This is a genomic window from Bacillus smithii, assembly GCF_001050115.1.
Classification (GTDB): Bacteria; Bacillota; Bacilli; order Bacillales; family DSM-4216; genus Bacillus_O; species Bacillus_O smithii.
On the sequence record NZ_CP012024.1, the window covers coordinates 1,718,943 to 1,736,746 of the forward strand.

Annotated in this window: 20 protein-coding genes and 1 riboswitch; of the genes, 6 read left to right on the forward strand and 14 right to left on the reverse strand. The window is 39.2% G+C overall.

What is annotated here, in order from left to right:
• Window positions 1–220: 220 nt before the first annotated feature.
• The 7 genes from csaA to yneA all read right to left on the reverse strand — a co-directional run bounded on the left by csaA (window position 221) and on the right by yneA (window position 5,527).
• Complete coding sequence (csaA, locus tag BSM4216_RS08090; protein ID WP_048623383.1) at window positions 221–550, reverse strand: chaperone CsaA; 330 nt, start codon at window positions 548–550, stop codon at window positions 221–223.
• 480 nt (window positions 551–1,030) lie between these two features.
• Window positions 1,031–1,243, reverse strand: a complete 213-nt coding sequence (locus BSM4216_RS08095; protein ID WP_003352953.1) for a YneF family protein — start codon at window positions 1,241–1,243, stop codon at window positions 1,031–1,033.
• Between the two features lie 82 nt (window positions 1,244–1,325).
• Window positions 1,326–1,763 carry a sporulation inhibitor of replication protein SirA gene (gene sirA, locus BSM4216_RS08100; RefSeq protein ID WP_048623384.1) on the reverse strand — a complete coding sequence of 146 codons (438 nt, stop codon included), beginning with the start codon at window positions 1,761–1,763 and terminating at the stop codon, window positions 1,326–1,328.
• Window positions 1,764–2,005: 242 nt separating this feature from the next.
• Window positions 2,006–4,012, reverse strand: coding sequence for a transketolase (gene tkt, locus BSM4216_RS08105; protein ID WP_003352955.1), 2,007 nt, complete (start codon window positions 4,010–4,012; stop codon window positions 2,006–2,008).
• Between the two features lie 211 nt (window positions 4,013–4,223).
• Window positions 4,224–4,457: a DUF896 domain-containing protein gene (locus BSM4216_RS08110; protein WP_003352957.1), complete on the reverse strand. Its 234-nt coding sequence runs from the start codon at window positions 4,455–4,457 to the stop codon at window positions 4,224–4,226.
• 74 nt (window positions 4,458–4,531) lie between these two features.
• The gene (locus tag BSM4216_RS08115; RefSeq protein WP_040340893.1) at window positions 4,532–5,197 is read right to left on the reverse strand and encodes a YneB family resolvase-like protein; all 666 of its coding nucleotides are present in this window, start codon (window positions 5,195–5,197) and stop codon (window positions 4,532–4,534) included.
• A 15-nt stretch (window positions 5,198–5,212) separates the two neighbouring features.
• Entirely contained in the window at window positions 5,213–5,527 is a 315-nt protein-coding gene (yneA, locus tag BSM4216_RS08120; RefSeq protein WP_003352959.1) for a cell division suppressor protein YneA, read from the reverse strand.
• 156 nt (window positions 5,528–5,683) lie between these two features.
• On the opposite strand from yneA, the gene lexA reads away from it, so the two are divergent.
• The 3 genes from lexA to BSM4216_RS17245 all read left to right on the forward strand — a co-directional run bounded on the left by lexA (window position 5,684) and on the right by BSM4216_RS17245 (window position 7,709).
• On the forward strand, window positions 5,684–6,304 hold the full coding sequence (gene lexA, locus BSM4216_RS08125; protein ID WP_003352960.1) for a transcriptional repressor LexA: 621 nt from the start codon (window positions 5,684–5,686) through the stop codon (window positions 6,302–6,304).
• Window positions 6,305–6,538: 234 nt separating this feature from the next.
• Window positions 6,539–7,195, forward strand: a complete 657-nt coding sequence (locus BSM4216_RS17240) for an ISL3 family transposase (RefSeq protein WP_048623385.1) — start codon at window positions 6,539–6,541, stop codon at window positions 7,193–7,195.
• Window positions 7,196–7,208: 13 nt separating this feature from the next.
• Window positions 7,209–7,709: a transposase gene (locus BSM4216_RS17245; protein WP_280513060.1), complete on the forward strand. Its 501-nt coding sequence runs from the start codon at window positions 7,209–7,211 to the stop codon at window positions 7,707–7,709.
• Window positions 7,710–7,875: 166 nt separating this feature from the next.
• Window positions 7,876–7,990, reverse strand: a riboswitch (TPP riboswitch).
• Window positions 7,991–8,598: 608 nt separating this feature from the next.
• On the opposite strand, the gene BSM4216_RS08140 is transcribed toward BSM4216_RS17245, so the two are convergent.
• The 3 genes from BSM4216_RS08140 to BSM4216_RS08150 all read right to left on the reverse strand — a co-directional run bounded on the left by BSM4216_RS08140 (window position 8,599) and on the right by BSM4216_RS08150 (window position 11,592).
• Complete coding sequence (locus BSM4216_RS08140; protein WP_048623387.1) at window positions 8,599–9,633, reverse strand: LLM class flavin-dependent oxidoreductase; 1,035 nt, start codon at window positions 9,631–9,633, stop codon at window positions 8,599–8,601.
• Between the two features lie 82 nt (window positions 9,634–9,715).
• Complete coding sequence (locus BSM4216_RS08145) at window positions 9,716–10,027, reverse strand: ArsR/SmtB family transcription factor (RefSeq protein WP_048623388.1); 312 nt, start codon at window positions 10,025–10,027, stop codon at window positions 9,716–9,718.
• Between the two features lie 197 nt (window positions 10,028–10,224).
• Entirely contained in the window at window positions 10,225–11,592 is a 1,368-nt protein-coding gene (locus tag BSM4216_RS08150) for an ISLre2 family transposase (protein WP_003355652.1), read from the reverse strand.
• Between the two features lie 768 nt (window positions 11,593–12,360).
• On the opposite strand from BSM4216_RS08150, the gene BSM4216_RS16300 reads away from it, so the two are divergent.
• Window positions 12,361–12,672, forward strand: a complete 312-nt coding sequence (locus BSM4216_RS16300) for a CotD family spore coat protein (protein ID WP_003352974.1) — start codon at window positions 12,361–12,363, stop codon at window positions 12,670–12,672.
• 128 nt (window positions 12,673–12,800) lie between these two features.
• Here the strand turns inward: BSM4216_RS16300 and BSM4216_RS08155 are convergent, their stop codons facing one another.
• Window positions 12,801–13,907, reverse strand: a complete 1,107-nt coding sequence (locus tag BSM4216_RS08155) for an Ada metal-binding domain-containing protein (RefSeq protein WP_082142293.1) — start codon at window positions 13,905–13,907, stop codon at window positions 12,801–12,803.
• 143 nt (window positions 13,908–14,050) lie between these two features.
• Between BSM4216_RS08155 and BSM4216_RS08160 the strand changes: the two genes are divergently transcribed.
• The gene (locus BSM4216_RS08160) at window positions 14,051–14,692 is read left to right on the forward strand and encodes a bifunctional transcriptional activator/DNA repair enzyme AdaA (protein ID WP_048623389.1); all 642 of its coding nucleotides are present in this window, start codon (window positions 14,051–14,053) and stop codon (window positions 14,690–14,692) included.
• Window positions 14,689–15,237, forward strand: a complete 549-nt coding sequence (locus BSM4216_RS08165) for a methylated-DNA--[protein]-cysteine S-methyltransferase (protein WP_048623390.1) — start codon at window positions 14,689–14,691, stop codon at window positions 15,235–15,237. The genes BSM4216_RS08160 and BSM4216_RS08165 overlap by 4 nt, the downstream gene beginning before the upstream one ends.
• Before the next feature lie 231 nt (window positions 15,238–15,468).
• On the opposite strand, the gene BSM4216_RS08170 is transcribed toward BSM4216_RS08165, so the two are convergent.
• The 3 genes from BSM4216_RS08170 to BSM4216_RS08180 all read right to left on the reverse strand — a co-directional run bounded on the left by BSM4216_RS08170 (window position 15,469) and on the right by BSM4216_RS08180 (window position 17,487).
• Window positions 15,469–15,642: a hypothetical protein gene (locus tag BSM4216_RS08170; protein ID WP_048623391.1), complete on the reverse strand. Its 174-nt coding sequence runs from the start codon at window positions 15,640–15,642 to the stop codon at window positions 15,469–15,471.
• A gap of 500 nt (window positions 15,643–16,142) precedes the next feature.
• Window positions 16,143–17,171 carry a DUF2332 domain-containing protein gene (locus tag BSM4216_RS08175; RefSeq protein WP_048624452.1) on the reverse strand — a complete coding sequence of 343 codons (1,029 nt, stop codon included), beginning with the start codon at window positions 17,169–17,171 and terminating at the stop codon, window positions 16,143–16,145.
• A complete protein-coding gene (locus BSM4216_RS08180) occupies window positions 17,161–17,487 on the reverse strand; it encodes a hypothetical protein (protein WP_048623392.1) in 327 nt (108 codons plus the stop codon). Before BSM4216_RS08180 ends, BSM4216_RS08175 begins: the two co-directional genes overlap by 11 nt.
• Between the last annotated feature and the right edge of the window lie 317 nt (window positions 17,488–17,804).

Consider the following 17,804-nt stretch of genomic DNA (forward strand, 5'->3'; position numbering starts at 1 on the left):
GGACTAATAAAAAAGAATCTCTGTTTGACACTTTTCAGGAAACGGAAAAAATATTCTTATAGCAGATGTCGTAAAATCAAAGTATATAAAGAAGCTTTTTAAATCAAACGAATAGCCACCAGATGTTCCTGAGTGGCTTACTTTGTATGTTTTCAACTATTCATTCCGATTGTGTTCCACAAAAATGATGCTTGTTTGAACATTCTGCCGCTCGAACGTCCTAGGCAATCGGTGTACCATTTTTAACAGGTTCATCCGGTTTTAAGAGTACCACATCCCCTTCTTCCGGAATACCGCCAAGCACCAAAACCTCCGATTTAAAACCTGCAATTCGTCTGGCGGGAAAGTTTACTACTGCGACTACTTGACGTCCAATAAGCTGTTCCGGTTCATATCTCTTTGTAATTTGGGCTGATGAACGTTTAATACCCAATTCCCCAAAATCAATTTCTAATTTTATAGCGGGTTTTCGTGCCTCTGGAAAAGATTCTGCCTTAATGATCGTACCAATACGAATATCTAACTTCAAAAAATCCTCTATTGCCGCCATGATAAGACCTCCCATTTTTTATAAAAAAGTGATTAGAGACTTTTCTTAAATAGGAACGATCAAAACCACAAAAGTCGAAGGAAAAACGAGAGCGATAAGTCGAAATAATCTGATAACAAAAAGAGTAGCATAGCTGTCTCGCCCTGTCTAGGAAAACGTAAAATCTGCGGTAAAGACCCGAACGAATCTAAACACCATTCACATTTGAAAGAATCATGATTTATCCGGAAATGCGACCGATTGCAGCTTGCTAGACAGTTTACAATCTATGGGTTTGCTTATACCAAATAAATAAAAAAGACTACTCCTTTCTTTGGTCACGTTTCCATAGAAAAGAATAGTCTTTACTTAAATAGGAAAAATTAATCTGATAAAAATGGAAAATTCCGATGAAAAATTAACCAATTGATGCTCTTAAGTTTTGAAATTCACTTGAACGTGAACTCAATAATACAGAAATCCTTTAGATGTCCAAAGCATTTATTGTTTAAACTGTTTGTTCATCGCGTTCATCATTTGATTAATTTTCTTTTGGGACGGCTTCATGCCCATTTGCATCATCATCATTCGAAGCATTTGTTCATTGATAGGTGGGTTTTTCTTTAAATAATCCATCATGTATTTGCGTGCAATAAAAAATCCTAGCGCAACTCCGGCGAGCAACGCCAGAACTCCAACTAGCACATACCACATAGTACTTCCTCCTTCATGTTGTCTAATAAGAGTGTACTAAAGGATACCCGATTATACAATATTTTCTTTCACTTTTTCTTTTTTAAACATATTTTCTTTCTTTTAATGGCTTCACCCATCCAAAGCGTCCATTATTAAAATCTAAAGCAAGCAACCGACCGTTAAAATTTTTCAAAGATTCGAAAAATAACATTTCTGAATCATAGCTGCCGGAGGCCTTTAAAAGCATTTTGGTCGATTGAATTTCAAGTGTACTCCCATTCTTTTCTGTAGATTCCATCCGATACGTGTTGCCTTCGACGGTAAATCCTTTTTGCCGTGAAAGATTTTGGCGAATCAACCGATACAATTGCATGACGGGAAGTTCTTCCGTAATATATTGAACTTGCAAATCCAATATACTTCTATATTCTCCTTTTGAATGCATCCAATCATAAAACAAGTGGTAAAATACTTTTTCCCGTCCATAAAAATAAAAGGCAAATTCATCTTTTATCCAATAAATATGATAGAAGCGCAAACCCATCCCCCCGTTTGTCCAATTTTGATCCGTTTTAGTTGGTTATGGCTCATTATAACAAAATGGAACGGCATGTCCTGTAGAATTCTCGTAAAAGGATTTTCTTTTTTTGTCGCTTCCTGTTTATTTCCAAAACGGCTCACGAAAACCAACGTTGTTTTATCAACGAAACAGTCCACACCAGCTTTTTACAAAAACAGCATAAAAAAGCTGCCAGCTTAATGCCAGCAGCTTAAACAAACTTATTTATTTAATAACTGTTTTACGCGATTTACCACATTTTCTGCCGTAAAACCGTACTCTTTCATTACAATTTCTCCTGGGGCTGATGCTCCAAAACGGTCAATTGCCAAAATTTCTCCTTCGTCTCCAACATATCGTTCCCAGCCGAAAGAGGAAGCCATTTCGATCGCAAGCCGTTTTTTAACGGCTGACGGAATGACTGATTCTTTGTATTCATCTGATTGTTTTTCAAAACGATCCCAAGAAGGCAAGCTGACAACGGAAACGTCAATTCCATCTTCCAAAAGCTGTTTTTGGGCTTCAACTGCTAGATGGACTTCAGAACCGGACGCTAACAAGAGGGCATCTGGAGTTTCTTTATTAGAAGGAGAAACGACATATCCTCCCTTTTCTACTCCTTCTTGAGCTGTTTCTGCGGTTCCTTTTAACGTCGGTAAATTTTGACGCGATAATACTAATGCAGTTGGTTTATCTTTTGAAGTAAGCGCCATTCTCCACGCAGCTGCGGTTTCATTAGCATCTGCAGGACGGATAACCGATAAATTAGGCATTGCCCGTAAAGACGCCAGCTGTTCAACCGGTTCATGCGTTGGGCCATCTTCACCAACAGCGATGCTGTCATGGGTAAGCACATAAGTAACAGGCAGTCCCATTAGAGCGGCCAAACGAATAGCCGGACGCAAATAATCGGAGAATACGAAGAATGTACCACCAAATACTTTTACTCCACCATGTAGGGCCATTCCATTCATAGCGGCACCCATTGCAAATTCGCGAACACCGAACCAAATGTTACGGCCATCATAAGAATTTGGTCCAAAATCTTTTTCTTCTTTAATGGTTGTTTTGTTAGAACCAGCTAAATCAGCAGATCCGCCGATAAAAGTTGGAACGCGTTTTGCGATCGCATTCAGCACTTCTCCAGAAGATGATCTGCTAGCGATGCTTTTTCCTTCTTCATAAACCGGTATTTCTGCATCCCAATCTTCAGGCAGGTCTCCGTTAATAGCTTGCTCCAATTGTTTTCCTAATTCTGGGTAATCCTTTTTATATTGTGCAAAAAGGTTCAGCCATTCTTTTTCTTTTTCGCTTCCTTTTTCAACCGTTAATTGATGGAAACGTTCATAAACTTCATCCGGAACATAGAAGTCTTCTTCAAAAGTCCATTTGTATGCTTCTTTCGTTTTCTTTAATTCATCTGCTCCAAGAGGTGAGCCATGAACAGACGATGTACCTGCTTTATTAGGAGATCCATAACCGATAACTGTTTTGACTTCGATGATTGTTGGACGCGTTTCATCGTTTCGGGCTTCTTCAATGGCTTTGGCAATTTCTTCTAAATTATTGCCGTCTTCTACACGAAGATATTGCCATCCATATGCTTTAAAGCGTTGTTCTACACTTTCTGAAAACGCTTTGTTCAATTCACCGTCCAACGAAATGTCATTGGAGTCATACAGCACGATTAAACGACCAAGTTTTAGATGACCAGCTAAAGAAGCAGCTTCTGCAGAAACCCCTTCCATTAAGTCGCCGTCACCGCAAATTGCGTATGTATAATGGTCGACAATTGGATAGTTTTCTTTATTATAAACTGATGCTAAATGACGCTCAGCCATTGCCATTCCGACTGCCATGGCGATTCCTTGTCCGAGTGGTCCGGTTGTAGCTTCAACACCTGGAGTATGGCCATATTCCGGATGTCCCGGAGTTTTGCTTCCCCATTGACGGAAGTTTTTAATATCATCCATTGTCACTCCGTAACCGGAAAGATGAAGCAGACTATAAAGAAGCATCGATCCATGTCCGGCGGAAAGAACAAATCGGTCTCGATTAAACCAATCTGGGTTCTTCGGATTATGATTCATAAAACGGGTCCAGAGGGTATAGGCCATCGGAGCTGTTCCCATTGGCATACCTGGATGCCCGGATTTTGCTTTTTCAATTGCATCAATCGACAATGTTCGAATTGTCGTAATTGCAAGCTGGTCTGTATGGTCAAACATGACTAGCACCCTTTCCAATTCATTTTCTTACATATTTATATTATATGTCTGTGAGCAATTATACAACAAAATGATATGGTTTGTGAAAAATTACTCAGATTTTCAAACTACCTGATTGAATTTCCCAATTTGAATACTTAAAAGTTGCCATTCGATTGAAACGAAAAAAGCTTCCCATCAACATGATGTTAAGGGAAGCAATAATTGGTTGTCAATGAAGCTTTTTCCTCATTTGGATATTTCTTAATTTCTTTGGTGTGACTTCTTGACCAGTTGAATCGAAAACCCGGACCTTTTCAATGGTTTCTTTCATAGAAGAACGAAATGCAGTTAAATATTCAGCGCGCAAACGAGATTGCTCTTTCGCTTCTTCTTGAGTTAATCCAACTGTTTTAGATTTTTTTGCCAGTTCATTGATTCTAGCAATCTTATCACTTGAAAGCATACCGTTGCTCCTTTTCATTTGATATCCCTATTTTAATGGAAATCATACTAGAAATAGAACAAAAAAACAAGAATTCAGTCTTGTTCATTCAACTGTTTCGATTCATTCTTCTGTCTGTCCATATATTCTTGGTAGCGGCGATGGACGGTTGCTTTTGAGACATCGTAGCCGAATCCTCTTAATGTAGCTGCAATTTCCGCAAATGTAAGATCGTTGTTGCGCAATCGAATGATTTCTTCTATTGGGAGTGTTTTGCGTTCTCTGCCTAAAGGATTTCCGGATCCTTTTAAATTCTTTTCAGGCCGATATCCCTTTTCAACTGCTCTTATCATTCCTCTTTTGATTTTTAGATTATGTATTTTTCGCTGATATTCTTCCACCATGCTTACGATTTTAAGAACCATCGAATCCGACTCTGAAAGCTGAAGTTCTCCTTTGTCAGATATGCTAAAAACTTTAGCCCCTTCTTTATAAATGCAATGCAAAAGAGCAATTTTGGCATTGCCTCTTCCAATTCTAGTTTCATCTTGAATCAATACTGCGCCAGCTTTTTTGTCTTTTAACATATCTAACATCTCCAGCACGCCGGGACGATCCAAATCATAACCGCTTGCTTGGTCACGAATAACAGCTGCCAGTTCAAATCCAAACTCTGAAGCGAGCCGTCGAAGTTCCTCTTCTTGCCTTTCCAATGATGTTTCCTGAGTTTCTTTTGTCGTGCTCACTCGGCAATAGATAATGGCCTTCGTGTTTCATCACTCCTCTTTATAAGCAACTTGATGTTTTTTATTCACGGCTGTAACCGGAATAATAATTTTATCACCTGGCTTAATGACAGGGCTGGCAAGATGATTCTTCTGTTCCACCCATTTGACAAATTCATTATAATCCATGTTGTGATGGTCCCCATATTTCATGGCGATCGACCATAACGAATCTCCTTCATGCACTACGATTTTCTGATAATTTGGCTCCTTTGTCATTTGACCGATGATAAATAAACCGGACAGAACGGAAACAATCACTAAAATGATGGCGAAACGGTAGTTTTTCCACACCCATTTTATCATAAAAATTACCTCCGAACGAATGTTTGTTCTTTTACGAAAAATTGTAATACGAACATTTGTTTGAGTCAACTCTTTTTTCGAACTTATGTTTGTATTCCAACTCTTGGCATGCTATAATACCTTTAACAGAAAGAGATACGGGGGGGCTGCCTTAAAATGACTAAGTTATCAAAGAGGCAACAAGAAATCCTTGATTTTATTAAGAACGAAGTGAAAACGAAAGGATATCCACCATCTGTGCGTGAAATTGGCGAAGCAGTAGGGCTAGCTTCCAGTTCGACTGTCCATGGCCATTTGGCGCGTCTTGAGAAAAAAGGGTTGATTAGAAGAGACCCTACAAAGCCTAGAGCGATTGAAATACTCGATGCCGAAGATGATATCATTCCGCGCCAAAATGTGATCAATGTACCAATTGTTGGAAAAGTAACAGCCGGGATTCCCATTACGGCCATTGAAAATATTGAAGAATATTTTCCTCTTCCAGAGAGGCTGGCACCCAGCGATGAACAGATATTTATGCTGGAAGTTATGGGTGACAGCATGATTGAAGCTGGAATTCTTGATGGAGACTACGTCATCGTCCGCCAACAGCAATCCGCACTAAATGGGGAAATTGTTGTCGCTATGACAGACGAAAATGAAGCCACTGTCAAAAGATTTTTTAAAGAAAAAGATTACATAAGGCTTCAGCCTGAAAACTCATCAATGGAACCAATCATTTTGCGTGATGTGAAAATTCTTGGAAAAGTGATTGGAATTTACAGAGAAATTCATTAATGGATGTATACCATAAACGGAAAAAGCTTGTCTTACTTTCTTATATATGTACAGTTGCAATACGTTATGACGCATTACGGAAAAAAGCGCTCATCGCCTGAAGATGAACGCTTTTTTCTTTGGTTCTATACTAAATGTTGGGGTTAAGAGACTTTTCAGGCAAAATAAAAGCACTTACGAAGATCTCCCTTTAAAATGATAGTTGGCGACTACATCAAAAAGGAGATTTCGTAAATGCATTCTCATTTTATCACAAAACTGCTTGGGTTAGAAGATGTTGAAATCACTCATGTAGAGGATCAAATCACTCACTTTGAAATCCATATTCAAACGCCTGTAAAAGTTCAAAAATGCCCCTGCTGTCAGAAGGAAACTTCCTCTGTCCATGATGATCGAATTCAAAAGATTCGTGATGTAAAGGTCTTTGAAAAATATTGTTTTCTCATCTTGAGAAAGCGCCGATACAGATGTAAGTCCTGTGGAAAACGGTTCTACGAACCCTATTCTTTTCTAGAGCGTTACCAGCGCCACACGAAACGACTCCTCCAAGCTCTTTTGGTTAAAGTGAGGGAGTATAACTTTAAGCAGGTTGCCAAGGAAACAGGACTTGGGCATTCCACCGTCATTCGGCTCTTTGACAAGTACTATTCCTATGACAATAAGGCCCTCCCGAAAGTTCTGGCCATTGATGAATTGAAAGGGACTTCTGAAACGGGCAAGTACCAATGTATCATTGGCGATCCTGTAAACCGAAGGGTTTACGATATCATTCCTAACAGGAATCTATCCACCCTAAAGGAATACTTCCGTACACTTCCAAGGGAGAAAGTACAGATGGTGGTCATGGATATGTGGGCAGCCCTACAAGACGCTCGCTTTGAAAAGTTTTGATAAACCGATTCTGGTGGTCGATCGATTCCATTATGTTCGGCATAATGTATGGGCATTGGAACGGGTAAGGAAGAGAGTCCAGAAAAACTTTCAAGAGAAGGATCGTAAATCCATGAAGAAGTTGCGTTATCTGCTTCATAAGCCACATGCCCATTTGAATGCAGATGAAATGGAACAGCTGAACTATTTCTTTTCACTGGCCCTTGACTTAAAGAAGGCCTATATCGTAAAAGAGACCTTCCATAAGTGGCTGAAGGAAAGTGACAAAACAAACGCCAAAAGAAACCTTGAGCACCTCTATAAGGTCATAGAGGAATCGGGACTCGAAGAATATCAATACATGAAAAGAACATTCAAAAACTGGGAAAAGGAGATCTTAAATTCCTTTCTCTTCCCTTACACGAATGGATTTATTGAGGGGATCAACAACAAGATAAAAGTCATCAAACGAATGTCATATGGCATTCGGAACTTTAAGAGACTAAGAAATAAAGCTTTATGTTCACTCATCTAGTCAACTACAAAAAAAGGGGCACTTCGATAAGTGTACCCCAACAATTGACATAGAGCCATAGTTTAAAAAGGACAAAATCTAGAGTCCACCCACAGCATGAAAAACCCGGGCCTTTATGGCAGACCCGGGAAATGTTAGTATGAAGCATCCGCAAAAATAGGTTTTCATCTTAAAATACTAACTTCCCCACGCTGGTATGAACCAGATCAGGTCCTGAGGGTTAAGAAACTTCATCGTGTTTCTTTCTCAGCCCAACTCATTGGACACCCCTAGTTTGAATTCCATATTCACTTACAAAAAAGAATATATACGAAACTATAAAATTTGTAAAGAATAATTTGAAATTTTTTTCGTTTCATTCGAGATTGAAAATACAACAAGATTTAGACTTTTATCCTGCTCCATTTCGCGTTAAAAATAGGCCTTTTGGACTGGATTATTCTTAAATGGATCCCATTTTGTTAAGAAAATGTAAAGATTTGATTATACATAGTAATATTTTCCTTTGATTGTTATAATTTTCATGACAAAAAAATGTCAGTACCATATAAGTAAAATTGCGAAATTCTCTCAAAACCACACTCAAAATATTTTGAGCGTCCAAGAAGATGCCGATCATTTATCAGACATGTCTGTTCAATTAACAAGTTTGGTTTTTAAATTTAAAGTGAACTAAAATTTCCTAACAAAAAAAGGTATGGAAAGAGCCCTTCTTTATGTTTGAAGGGCTCTTAATGTCTTATCCCTCATTTCAACCATCATATTTTCAAAACAGTCTCTTCAAATTAAAAAAGTAATACAACTAAATGATTCCATCTTTATTGTAAGCAGGTTTCAAAGCTACGAGAGTATAATGGAACTTACTAGAAACTGAAAAGTTGGTTATGGTTTAATCTTCTGTTTTTTCGTTCCATATTTCAGATAAAATCTCATAGGAACGCAGTCGTGCTGAATGATCATATATGTGAGATACCACCATTAATTCATTCACTTGTGTTTTATCTAAAAATTCTTGGAGTTCTTCTTTTACCGTCTTTTTCGATCCAACAAAAGTATAATACACTTGATGGCGGACGGCTTCTTTTTCAAATTCATTCCACATTCCATCCATACTTTCAACAGGCGGTTGCAAAGGCTTGGAAGTCCCGCGTGTCACACCTAAGAAGAATTGATATAAAGAGGTGGCTAGACGTTTCGCTTCTTCATCCGTGTCTGCAGCGATCACGTTCACACATGCTAACGCATACGGTTCTTTTAGATTTTCAGATGGTTGAAATCGATCTCGATATATCTTGAGAGCGTCGAAAATATGCGTTGGAGCGAAATGACTCGCGAAAGCAAAAGGCAAACCGAGCAAAGCCGCAAGCTGAGCGCTGTAAGTACTTGAACCAAGCAACCAAATAGGAACATTTAAGCCTTCGCCAGGAATCGCTCGAACATAAGATTTGCGATTACTTTTAGACGAAAAATAATGGAGTAATTCCTGTACATTTTTTGGAAACTCCGAATCAGATCCTTTTAAATGACGTCTTAACGCCATCGCCGTCATTTGATCTGTTCCGGGTGCGCGGCCTAATCCTAAATCAATTCGTCCGGGATACAAAGACTCTAATGTGCCAAATTGCTCAGCAACGACAAGAGGAGCGTGATTTGGCAGCATGACTCCTCCAGATCCTACTCTAATTGTAGATGTACCTCCCGCAATGTAACCGATTAAGACAGAAGTAGCGGAACTTGCAATCCCTTCCATATTATGATGTTCTGCCAGCCAATAACGCTTAAATCCCCATTGTTCCACATGCTGAGCAAGATCTAAACTATTCCGAAAAGAATCAGCTGGTGTTTTCCCCGATAGTACCGGAGCTAAGTCCAAAACAGAAATTTCAATGTCATGCAATCTTTTTTTGTTCGTTTTCATATCCATACCCGTTTTCCTCTCATAAAAATTCTATATATCTATATATTTAGATATACTAATTATAATGATATAGGCAAAATTTTTTTGCCTATAAGTCCTTATCCAATTGTTCAATAAATTCCCGAACCATTTTTTCATTGCGTCGGTAATACGTCCATTTTCCAATCCGCTTTGACTCCAAAAGCCCTGCTTTCTGCATCATCAACAAATAATTTGAAACGACAGATTGAGCCAAGCCAGCCTTTTCTTGTATATCTCCTACACAAACTCCCCCTTTAAAATCGTCATGATTCGGTACATGCAAATGAGGGCCAAAATGTTGTTCAGGATGTTTTAACCATTTTAAAATATTATATCTTGTTTCATTGGAAAGAGCTTTTAACATCATCATGGTATCCATAGTTTTATTATAACCATATTTTTCGAGATATCAAATCACCTACTGCTTATGAGTCAGTCAAGACTTTGTGGGAATTTTTTTGGTTCGCTGAAAATAGATGTAAGTCATAGGTTAGCGAACCATTTTTTTGAATTTCATCCGTAAGCGCTTTCGGACTCTCATCCCTTGCCATGACAGACGAATATGTATACCTTTTTTTACCATCCCTTGAATTCAGACAGGGCATGATAGATCGGAGTCCCGGACGATTGCTGTAAATATGGCACGTTATTCCGCGTTACCTCTGGAAGAAGACGGCGGATGCGTTGTTTCGCCTTGTTCACGATCGTCTGTTTGGTAGATGCCGTTTCCTCCGCCGGATGCGACGATTCTTCTCCTAAACGATGTCCGAAAAGACGAATCCCATCCATCCGGGCAATCATTGCCTTGAAAAACGCCCTGAGTCCCTTGTCTGTCCAACTGCGGCGGTATTTCACCCGATACGCCAGCTGGCTCATCACGCTTTCAGCCCTCCCCATCGGATACATGCCCGTTGTGTCCACTCCTTGCTCCTTCAGCCATTCCCGGTAATCACGGATGCATCCCGGCATCGATTCGATCCGGTGGATCAAGGCAGCCAGCTGTTGTTCTTTCGCTTCGTCCCCCAGCGTGCCGAGGGCGCTGTTCAGTTCCACAAGCAGCTTCTCTTCATCCTGCTTCGCCAGCTTTTGCCGAATCGCCTGCCACCGTGGATGGCCCGAGAGGCATTGGCGCAACTCACGCGCCACGTGGAATCGATCCAATTGGAAGCAGACCCGTCCTTTGAAATACTCCCGGCACGCGGTAATCCATGGAGCGCCGTCCCCGTTGATGACAAGAAGATCCCGACACGGATCATAGGCATATTCGTTCATCAAAAATTCCTCGAAGCCTTCCCACACCTCCCCCTTGCCTTCATGGACGTAATGGCGCTGATTCACGAATTCGATCCGTGAGCCGTTGCGCTTCCATCCTTCGTGAACGGTCAGGATTTTGTCTTCCTTGGCCCGTTTTCCCTTCCCTTGGAGAGAGACAAACAGTCCATCGGCCTCCACAAACAGCACCCGTCCATATCGCTGGTCAACCGGGCAGTGCAGCGGAACTTCAGCCTCGAGCACCAACTGGCGGATCGTCTCATGGCTCATCACCGGATACCCGACCATCTGGGCAAGCGTATGAGCCGCTTTGCGATAGGAAGAGCACTCCACAGCCAATCCCATCGCCGTTTCTTCTAGACAAGGGCTGATTGACTGCGATCCATCAAACGCTAAAAAGGAATCAAGCAAAAACGTGTAACGGTTTTGTTCTCGGTCTAAATAGTAGTTTCGCTCAAAGGTAACTTCGCCAAACAAGGTTTGAATCGTGGTGCGTCGTTTGTCTTTCAAGTGGTACCGGCGCTTGTCCCGGGTTTCCGCCAATTGTCGGTCGATGTCCTCCAACAGAGCCGTAAACAGCTCGGTGAAGGCGTTTTGCAAGGCTCGAAACAAATCAAGTTCGATCTCTTTCCATGTCAACGAATTTGTGGTAAGATGTTGTTGAATATTCATGGGACTCTCTCCTCCTGTTTGATGGTGTGAACAATGATCATCTTACCAGGGAGAGAGTCCTTTTTTCATGTTTCCTGCTTGGGATCCTACCGCACTTTGCTTGGTGGCCCCGATGAGGGGGATTGCGAACCTACGTTCCCAACCCCCTCATCGGGGAATTCTAAGAATTTCTCCCACAAACATTTTACTCACACTCGTCACGATGGAAATGGCAAAAGGGGTATGAGTATGTTCACGAAAAAGCGAACTTTTCTGAACAAAACAGGCTATTTAAGAATATAAGGATGAATATGAGTGCTGTGTATTTATCATATCTTGAAGAATTTTATGATCAGCAATCATTCAAAAATTGACAAAACAGTGCTTTGAGGTCAATCCACCCGTTTTTTATAATGAGGGATATCCTGCCAAACAGGAAAAAAACTCCAAATATCTCCATTTATAGTAAAATACAAAAACACTGATGATGGCTCATTGTCATATCAAGATAAAGCCTTAAGGTTTCATCTCCTCATTGCACTATCTTTCCTTCAATCCGATGATTGGCATCATTTCACTTCTTCCTATTTTATCCAACGATATATTGATGAATTCCTCTATCGGCATATTAGCACCACTATGCTCGAAGCTCCCTTTCTCTTATACTGGATCTTCAGCAACAATTGACTTATTGTGATAATTCTCATAAATGGTTAAACAACTAGTACAACCAAACACCCTCTTTCATATACTGCTACTGTCAAACAAATCAAAAACGGAGGTATTAAAATGCACGCACACAAAAAATGGGGCCACCACCCTTCTTTTGGATGTCCCCCGGTATTCTGTCCGCCACAAGTGTATCCAACTATGTACGATCTACCATTAGTCTCGCCGCCACAGCAATACGTAAAAACCAATTTAACCAATACTGTAGTACCACATATTCACCCATCTCATACCACTAATGTTAACAAGCATATGATTACTCATGAGCATTATTTCCCACACACTGAATCTGTAGTAAATGAATGCTGCGAACAACATGTGATGTGTGGAGTACCGCATGATCCTTGTTGTCCGAGACCATTTGGCTTTTAACTTTCAAAGCCCCACATACGGGGCTTTACTTTTTCCTTAACAGGCTCCGTATGGATATCAATTAAATCTTATCTAACGGAATCAGTCTGATTAATCCGAAACTGTTCAACATGGGTATCCATCAAAACTTAATAAAGCAATCTCCATAAATAAAAAGTGGCATAAGCTTCCCAATTTTTCCATCTTGAAAATAACTTTAAGATTTCTGCTTTAGAAGGTTTATTCTCGAAACCAAGAAGATGTTTCATAGCATTGTGCAGACCGACATCATCAATGGGTAAAGCACTGGGCATTCTCAGACAAAACATTAAAGTATAGTTTGCCGTCCACGGTCCTATTCCCCGAATTTTGACTAAGGCTTTTTCCGCTTCCTTATAGTCTCCCGTGCCTATCAATCGCTCTTTCGTTAATTTTCCTTCCGCCATGAGTCGAGCGACTCCAATGAGATATTCACCTTTTCTGGCAGACATTTGTAATTCGGTTAAATCGTTGATCGTCAATTCCGCGACGACTTGAGGAGATGGAAAGATCCAATATGGTTCTCCATTCCAGTTTACGTGCCGACCAAAGGTTTCCACGAAACGCCTTTTTAAAGTACGCGCAAAACTTAGATTGATTTGCTGTCCGATAATCCCCCAACAGATAGCCTCAAATAAATCGGGAATTCCGATGAGACGAAGTCCATAAAATTGGCTGGTGACTTTTTGCAGTAACGGATCATTTTCCGCTAAACGGTAAAATGGGCGTAAATCGGTCTCCAAATCAAACCATTCTCTTACGAATCGTGCTGCCGCTGCCCGGACCCATTTATGAGAAGGAATGGTGTGACCAACAAAACGTATGATAAGAGAATCATCATGGTCCGTACTAATTTCCATTAATACTGTTTCCTGCTCGATCGGAACCGCTTTGTAAATTCTATTGTCTTTGATACGATACATACTTTCGTTTGGAGCGATAGACAAATATTTCATGTTTTCGGCAAAGCTGAATTCTTTCGGCACCATCAACCTGATTTCATCCTTGTGATCTTCCCAGGAACCATGCGGAAGATGAGAACAACATGTTTTACAAGGACGATAGCCGGCTTGCTCTGCTTCTATTCTAGACGCAAATCGAATGATGTTTTCTGTCTTTTTATTCTCTTCGCACCAGGGGAAACAATAAATCTTCGTTGTTTTGTCGCCCACAAAATAAGCGGCATCCCACTCATGATTAAACAAACTGTTTTTCATATAAATCTCCCACTCCTATATAACAATACAATCTTAGTTTTAACATAAAATGACTTAAAGTCATTTTGAAATCTTGCTTTTCTATTCGTGGAGACATACTTGATATCTTCATCCAGTGTATACTGAAAATGGAGGGAATCCAAATGAAGAATCAAAAACAAAAAGAATACGAGATGATACAATTCATCTCGCAAAACGATCATGAAGTAAAACCGGTTATGGAAAATATGACGGACGAAATTTGGCAAGCAATTATAATGAATAAATCGTCCTACGACGATCAATTTTTGTATGGTGTAAAAACAACCGGCATTTTTTGCCGCCCTTCTTGCAAATCCCGCCCCCCTAAAAAGGAAAACGTACGCGTCTTTCAAAATGCCAAGCAAGCTCTATCGGAAAACTATCGTCCATGCAAACGATGCAAACCGACCGAACAACGACTGCCGGATGAAGATTGGGTGGCACAAATCACCCATTTTATAGACACGAATTTCAGTAAAACTTTAACGCTTGAAATATTGGCGAATTTTTGTCACGGCAGTCCTTACCATTTGCACCGTACTTTTAAAAGAATCAAAGGGTTGACACCGGCCGAATATATCCGGCAAACGAGAATATCTAAAGCTATTCAGTATTTGACTCATACCGATAAAAGTATGACAGAAATTTCCTTTGAAGTAGGCATTCCGAATGTATCCTACTTTATCACGTTGTTTAAGAAGGAAACAGGATATACCCCCGCAGAATATCGTCAATTACATCGTTGTGGAGATGAAAGACAATGAATACAAATAATGATCTATTCGTTTATTGGACTTTGTTTGATAATAAACAATGGAAAATGCATATAGCAGCGACAACAAATGGACTTTGTTATATCGGCTCTCCAAATGGATCACTTGCCGATTTATCCCGTTGGCTGAAGAAGCGCTTACCGAACAGCGTATTGGTGCAAGATGATCAGAAATTGCAGCCGTATATCGACGAATTATCCCAGTATTTTGAAGGCCAGCGCCAAACTTTTACGGTACCCGTTGATTTATACGGCACCCCGTTTCAATTATCCGTATGGAACGCATTGTGCGAAATTCCATACGGACAGACAAAATCTTACTCCGAAATTGCGGATTATCTTCAAAAACCGACTTCGATTCGTGCTGTTGGAACCGCTATTGGCGCCAATCCAGTATTAATAGTGGTGCCTTGTCATCGGGTGATCGGCAAAAATGGAACTCTTACAGGCTACCGAGGCGGTCTGGAGATGAAAAAACAACTGCTGGAGCTGGAAAATAAAAATGCCCTTTTCGATGGAAAGTTCTTGCATGTGTAATAGAATTTTGATCACATTGCCTCTTTCGGCTGCAATTCAGTGCAACAATCGTTGGACAAGTAAGTCATCCTTTGTTCGGAAATTGATTAGACAAAGATTCGTAGCATGAAATCATCAATATGTATGATCAAGAATCTTTCTTTCGCATTATGATGGACGATTCATAATATCGATTTGGAAGAGGAAAAATACTTTATTTGCAATCACCTCTTCCTCCGACTTTATTAAAGTTTATTTCTTTATATCAAGAAAGCACTTTTCACAAAATATTTTCCCTTCGTTTTGTAAAAATGCTTTAATTTCAACCATCCCTCTTCTTTCAGGATAACGCATTTTCACATAAACCTCTTCATTGCCATGAATTTCTTTTCCACATTTTGAACATTTCGATATTACCTTAAACATCATAATTCCTCCTATTCTCTATCAGTCATTTATTCTAAATATTCGTTACTTTGACAATCGCTTTAAGGAAGAGTATCACTGTATCAACCATGATACCGCAGACTACAAATACTCATAGCAGCTTCGACAAAAGTCAAAAAATGAACGGCTAAAAATACACATGCTTTTTAGCAGTGCTCGTGTTTCAAACATCTTTTGAAAAGTTGACTTTTGTTCTTCAAAAAAGCGCTACAACGAAGCCGGAATACCTCTTCAACTGCACATATTTAGTGTCATCATCCTTTCACCTTCCTTGAAATCCATTATTTGAATGTACAATTTTGTAGATACCTCGATCATGTCAAAAAAAATCAAAAGGATAAGATCATAAGCGAAAATGTACGTACGATTTTAACTAAATTCATACATTCATTGAAGAATAAAAAATCATCCATTTTTAACTACGAAGTAGGTTTACCAAAGGAGGATTGTTCGATGATCCTTCCTTCCATAAAAGCTAATTAATTTAAATCCCAATAAAACCATCTACAGTGTCCATCTGTATCCCCAATCGTTACTTTGTGTTCTACTCCATCAATAAAATAGTCTAGATGAAGTTTTCTATCCCACATATTGTTATATACATGAAATACCTCTCTTGTACTTCCTATCATTTTAATTTTTTCAATTAGTTCATATTTCAAATCTTCTGATATTTGATTCGCGACGTGGGTATGGAAAATACATATTGCAGTATCTTTTGGCACTTGCTTTGCGACATCTAAAAGTAAAGCTACTCCATCCCCTTCGATAAGTTTCACAGGATTTTCATTAAAATGGCTAGCTGCACTTTCAAAAAGCAGTAATCTTTCTTGATGTTCAGGCCAAATAAGAGATTTTAACCATAAATAGTCTTCTCGATCACCCAGATCACTTATATGTAAATCTAATCCAACTTTCGATGCTACTGGAGGACTCTCATGAAATAACAAAGGAGTATTGCCCCCTTTTATTTCAGATGTTATATGAACATTTGAAAGTTTATTTCCATAAACTTCATAGTTTCCGTATGAATAACAATACTGGTCCCATAAAAGTTGCAGACCTGCACTCGTTCCGATTTCAATTAAAGATAAAGGTTTCTTCGCTTTATTATATACATAGCAAAAAGTTGGATAAAGGTAAGCACAACGCCTTACTTCGTTAGTCTGTACTAACTTACTTTTAAGGATTGAAATAATTTCATTTCTATAAATTTGACAAAAATCCTTGAAATGAATAAAAACTTCCTCTAATTCTTTTGGATTTTGAACAATACTTGCATAGTATTCTTTCAAAGCATGTTTTTTTCCTTTCAACAATAGGTAATGAACAGCACCTAAAAATAAATTCGGAACTGGTTGTCCATCCCTGGCAAACGCACATAATTCCAGCAATTCATCATCTTTAGCAATTTGTCGAGACAAAAATTCATATAACCGACTTGAACCTTCGCATTCATAATCAGCAAAATTTTTAAACATTTCAGAAATTAAAAATTTATCCAAAATAAACACCCCTAGGTTCTAAATATTTTAAAATAAGAGTTTTTCCATCGTTGAAAACAGAATGGTCTTCGTACTGTTTTCCAAAGTGGATTCTCACCAAAGACGGTCCAAAGTATATAGCTTCCCCTTTCTGAACAATTTCAATTTTATTGATTTTACTGGGGGAATAGCTGGTTTCAAGAGCCTTTTCTTTATAGAATAGGTTGTAGGCAAAATCGCCGATCATAAAAACGGGAATACTCATCAGGATCAAAAACCATATTAAACACCCAACTAATGCCCTTTTCTTCATACGTTTAATCTCTTGTTCTATATCCATAAGAAAACAGTCCTTGCAAAATTCAAAGTATCTGATACAAGACTATCATAAGAAACAAAAAAGATAAAAATTTTTAAATTTTCAGGTTTATTATCTGTACCTTCCCCATTTGTTTCTTGCAGGAAATGAAAAACTTTTATGCCTTGCCTTAAACATGCCTTATAGAATGCATCTCCTAATCGATGTATGATACGATTTTCCAAAATATGTGCAATGGTTCCGATCTGCAAACACTACACCTTAACGTGTCGTATATGCCTGTAATAACGCGAGTGAACTTTTTTACACCAAAGGCAGCTTGAATCTTTGATTTGGAT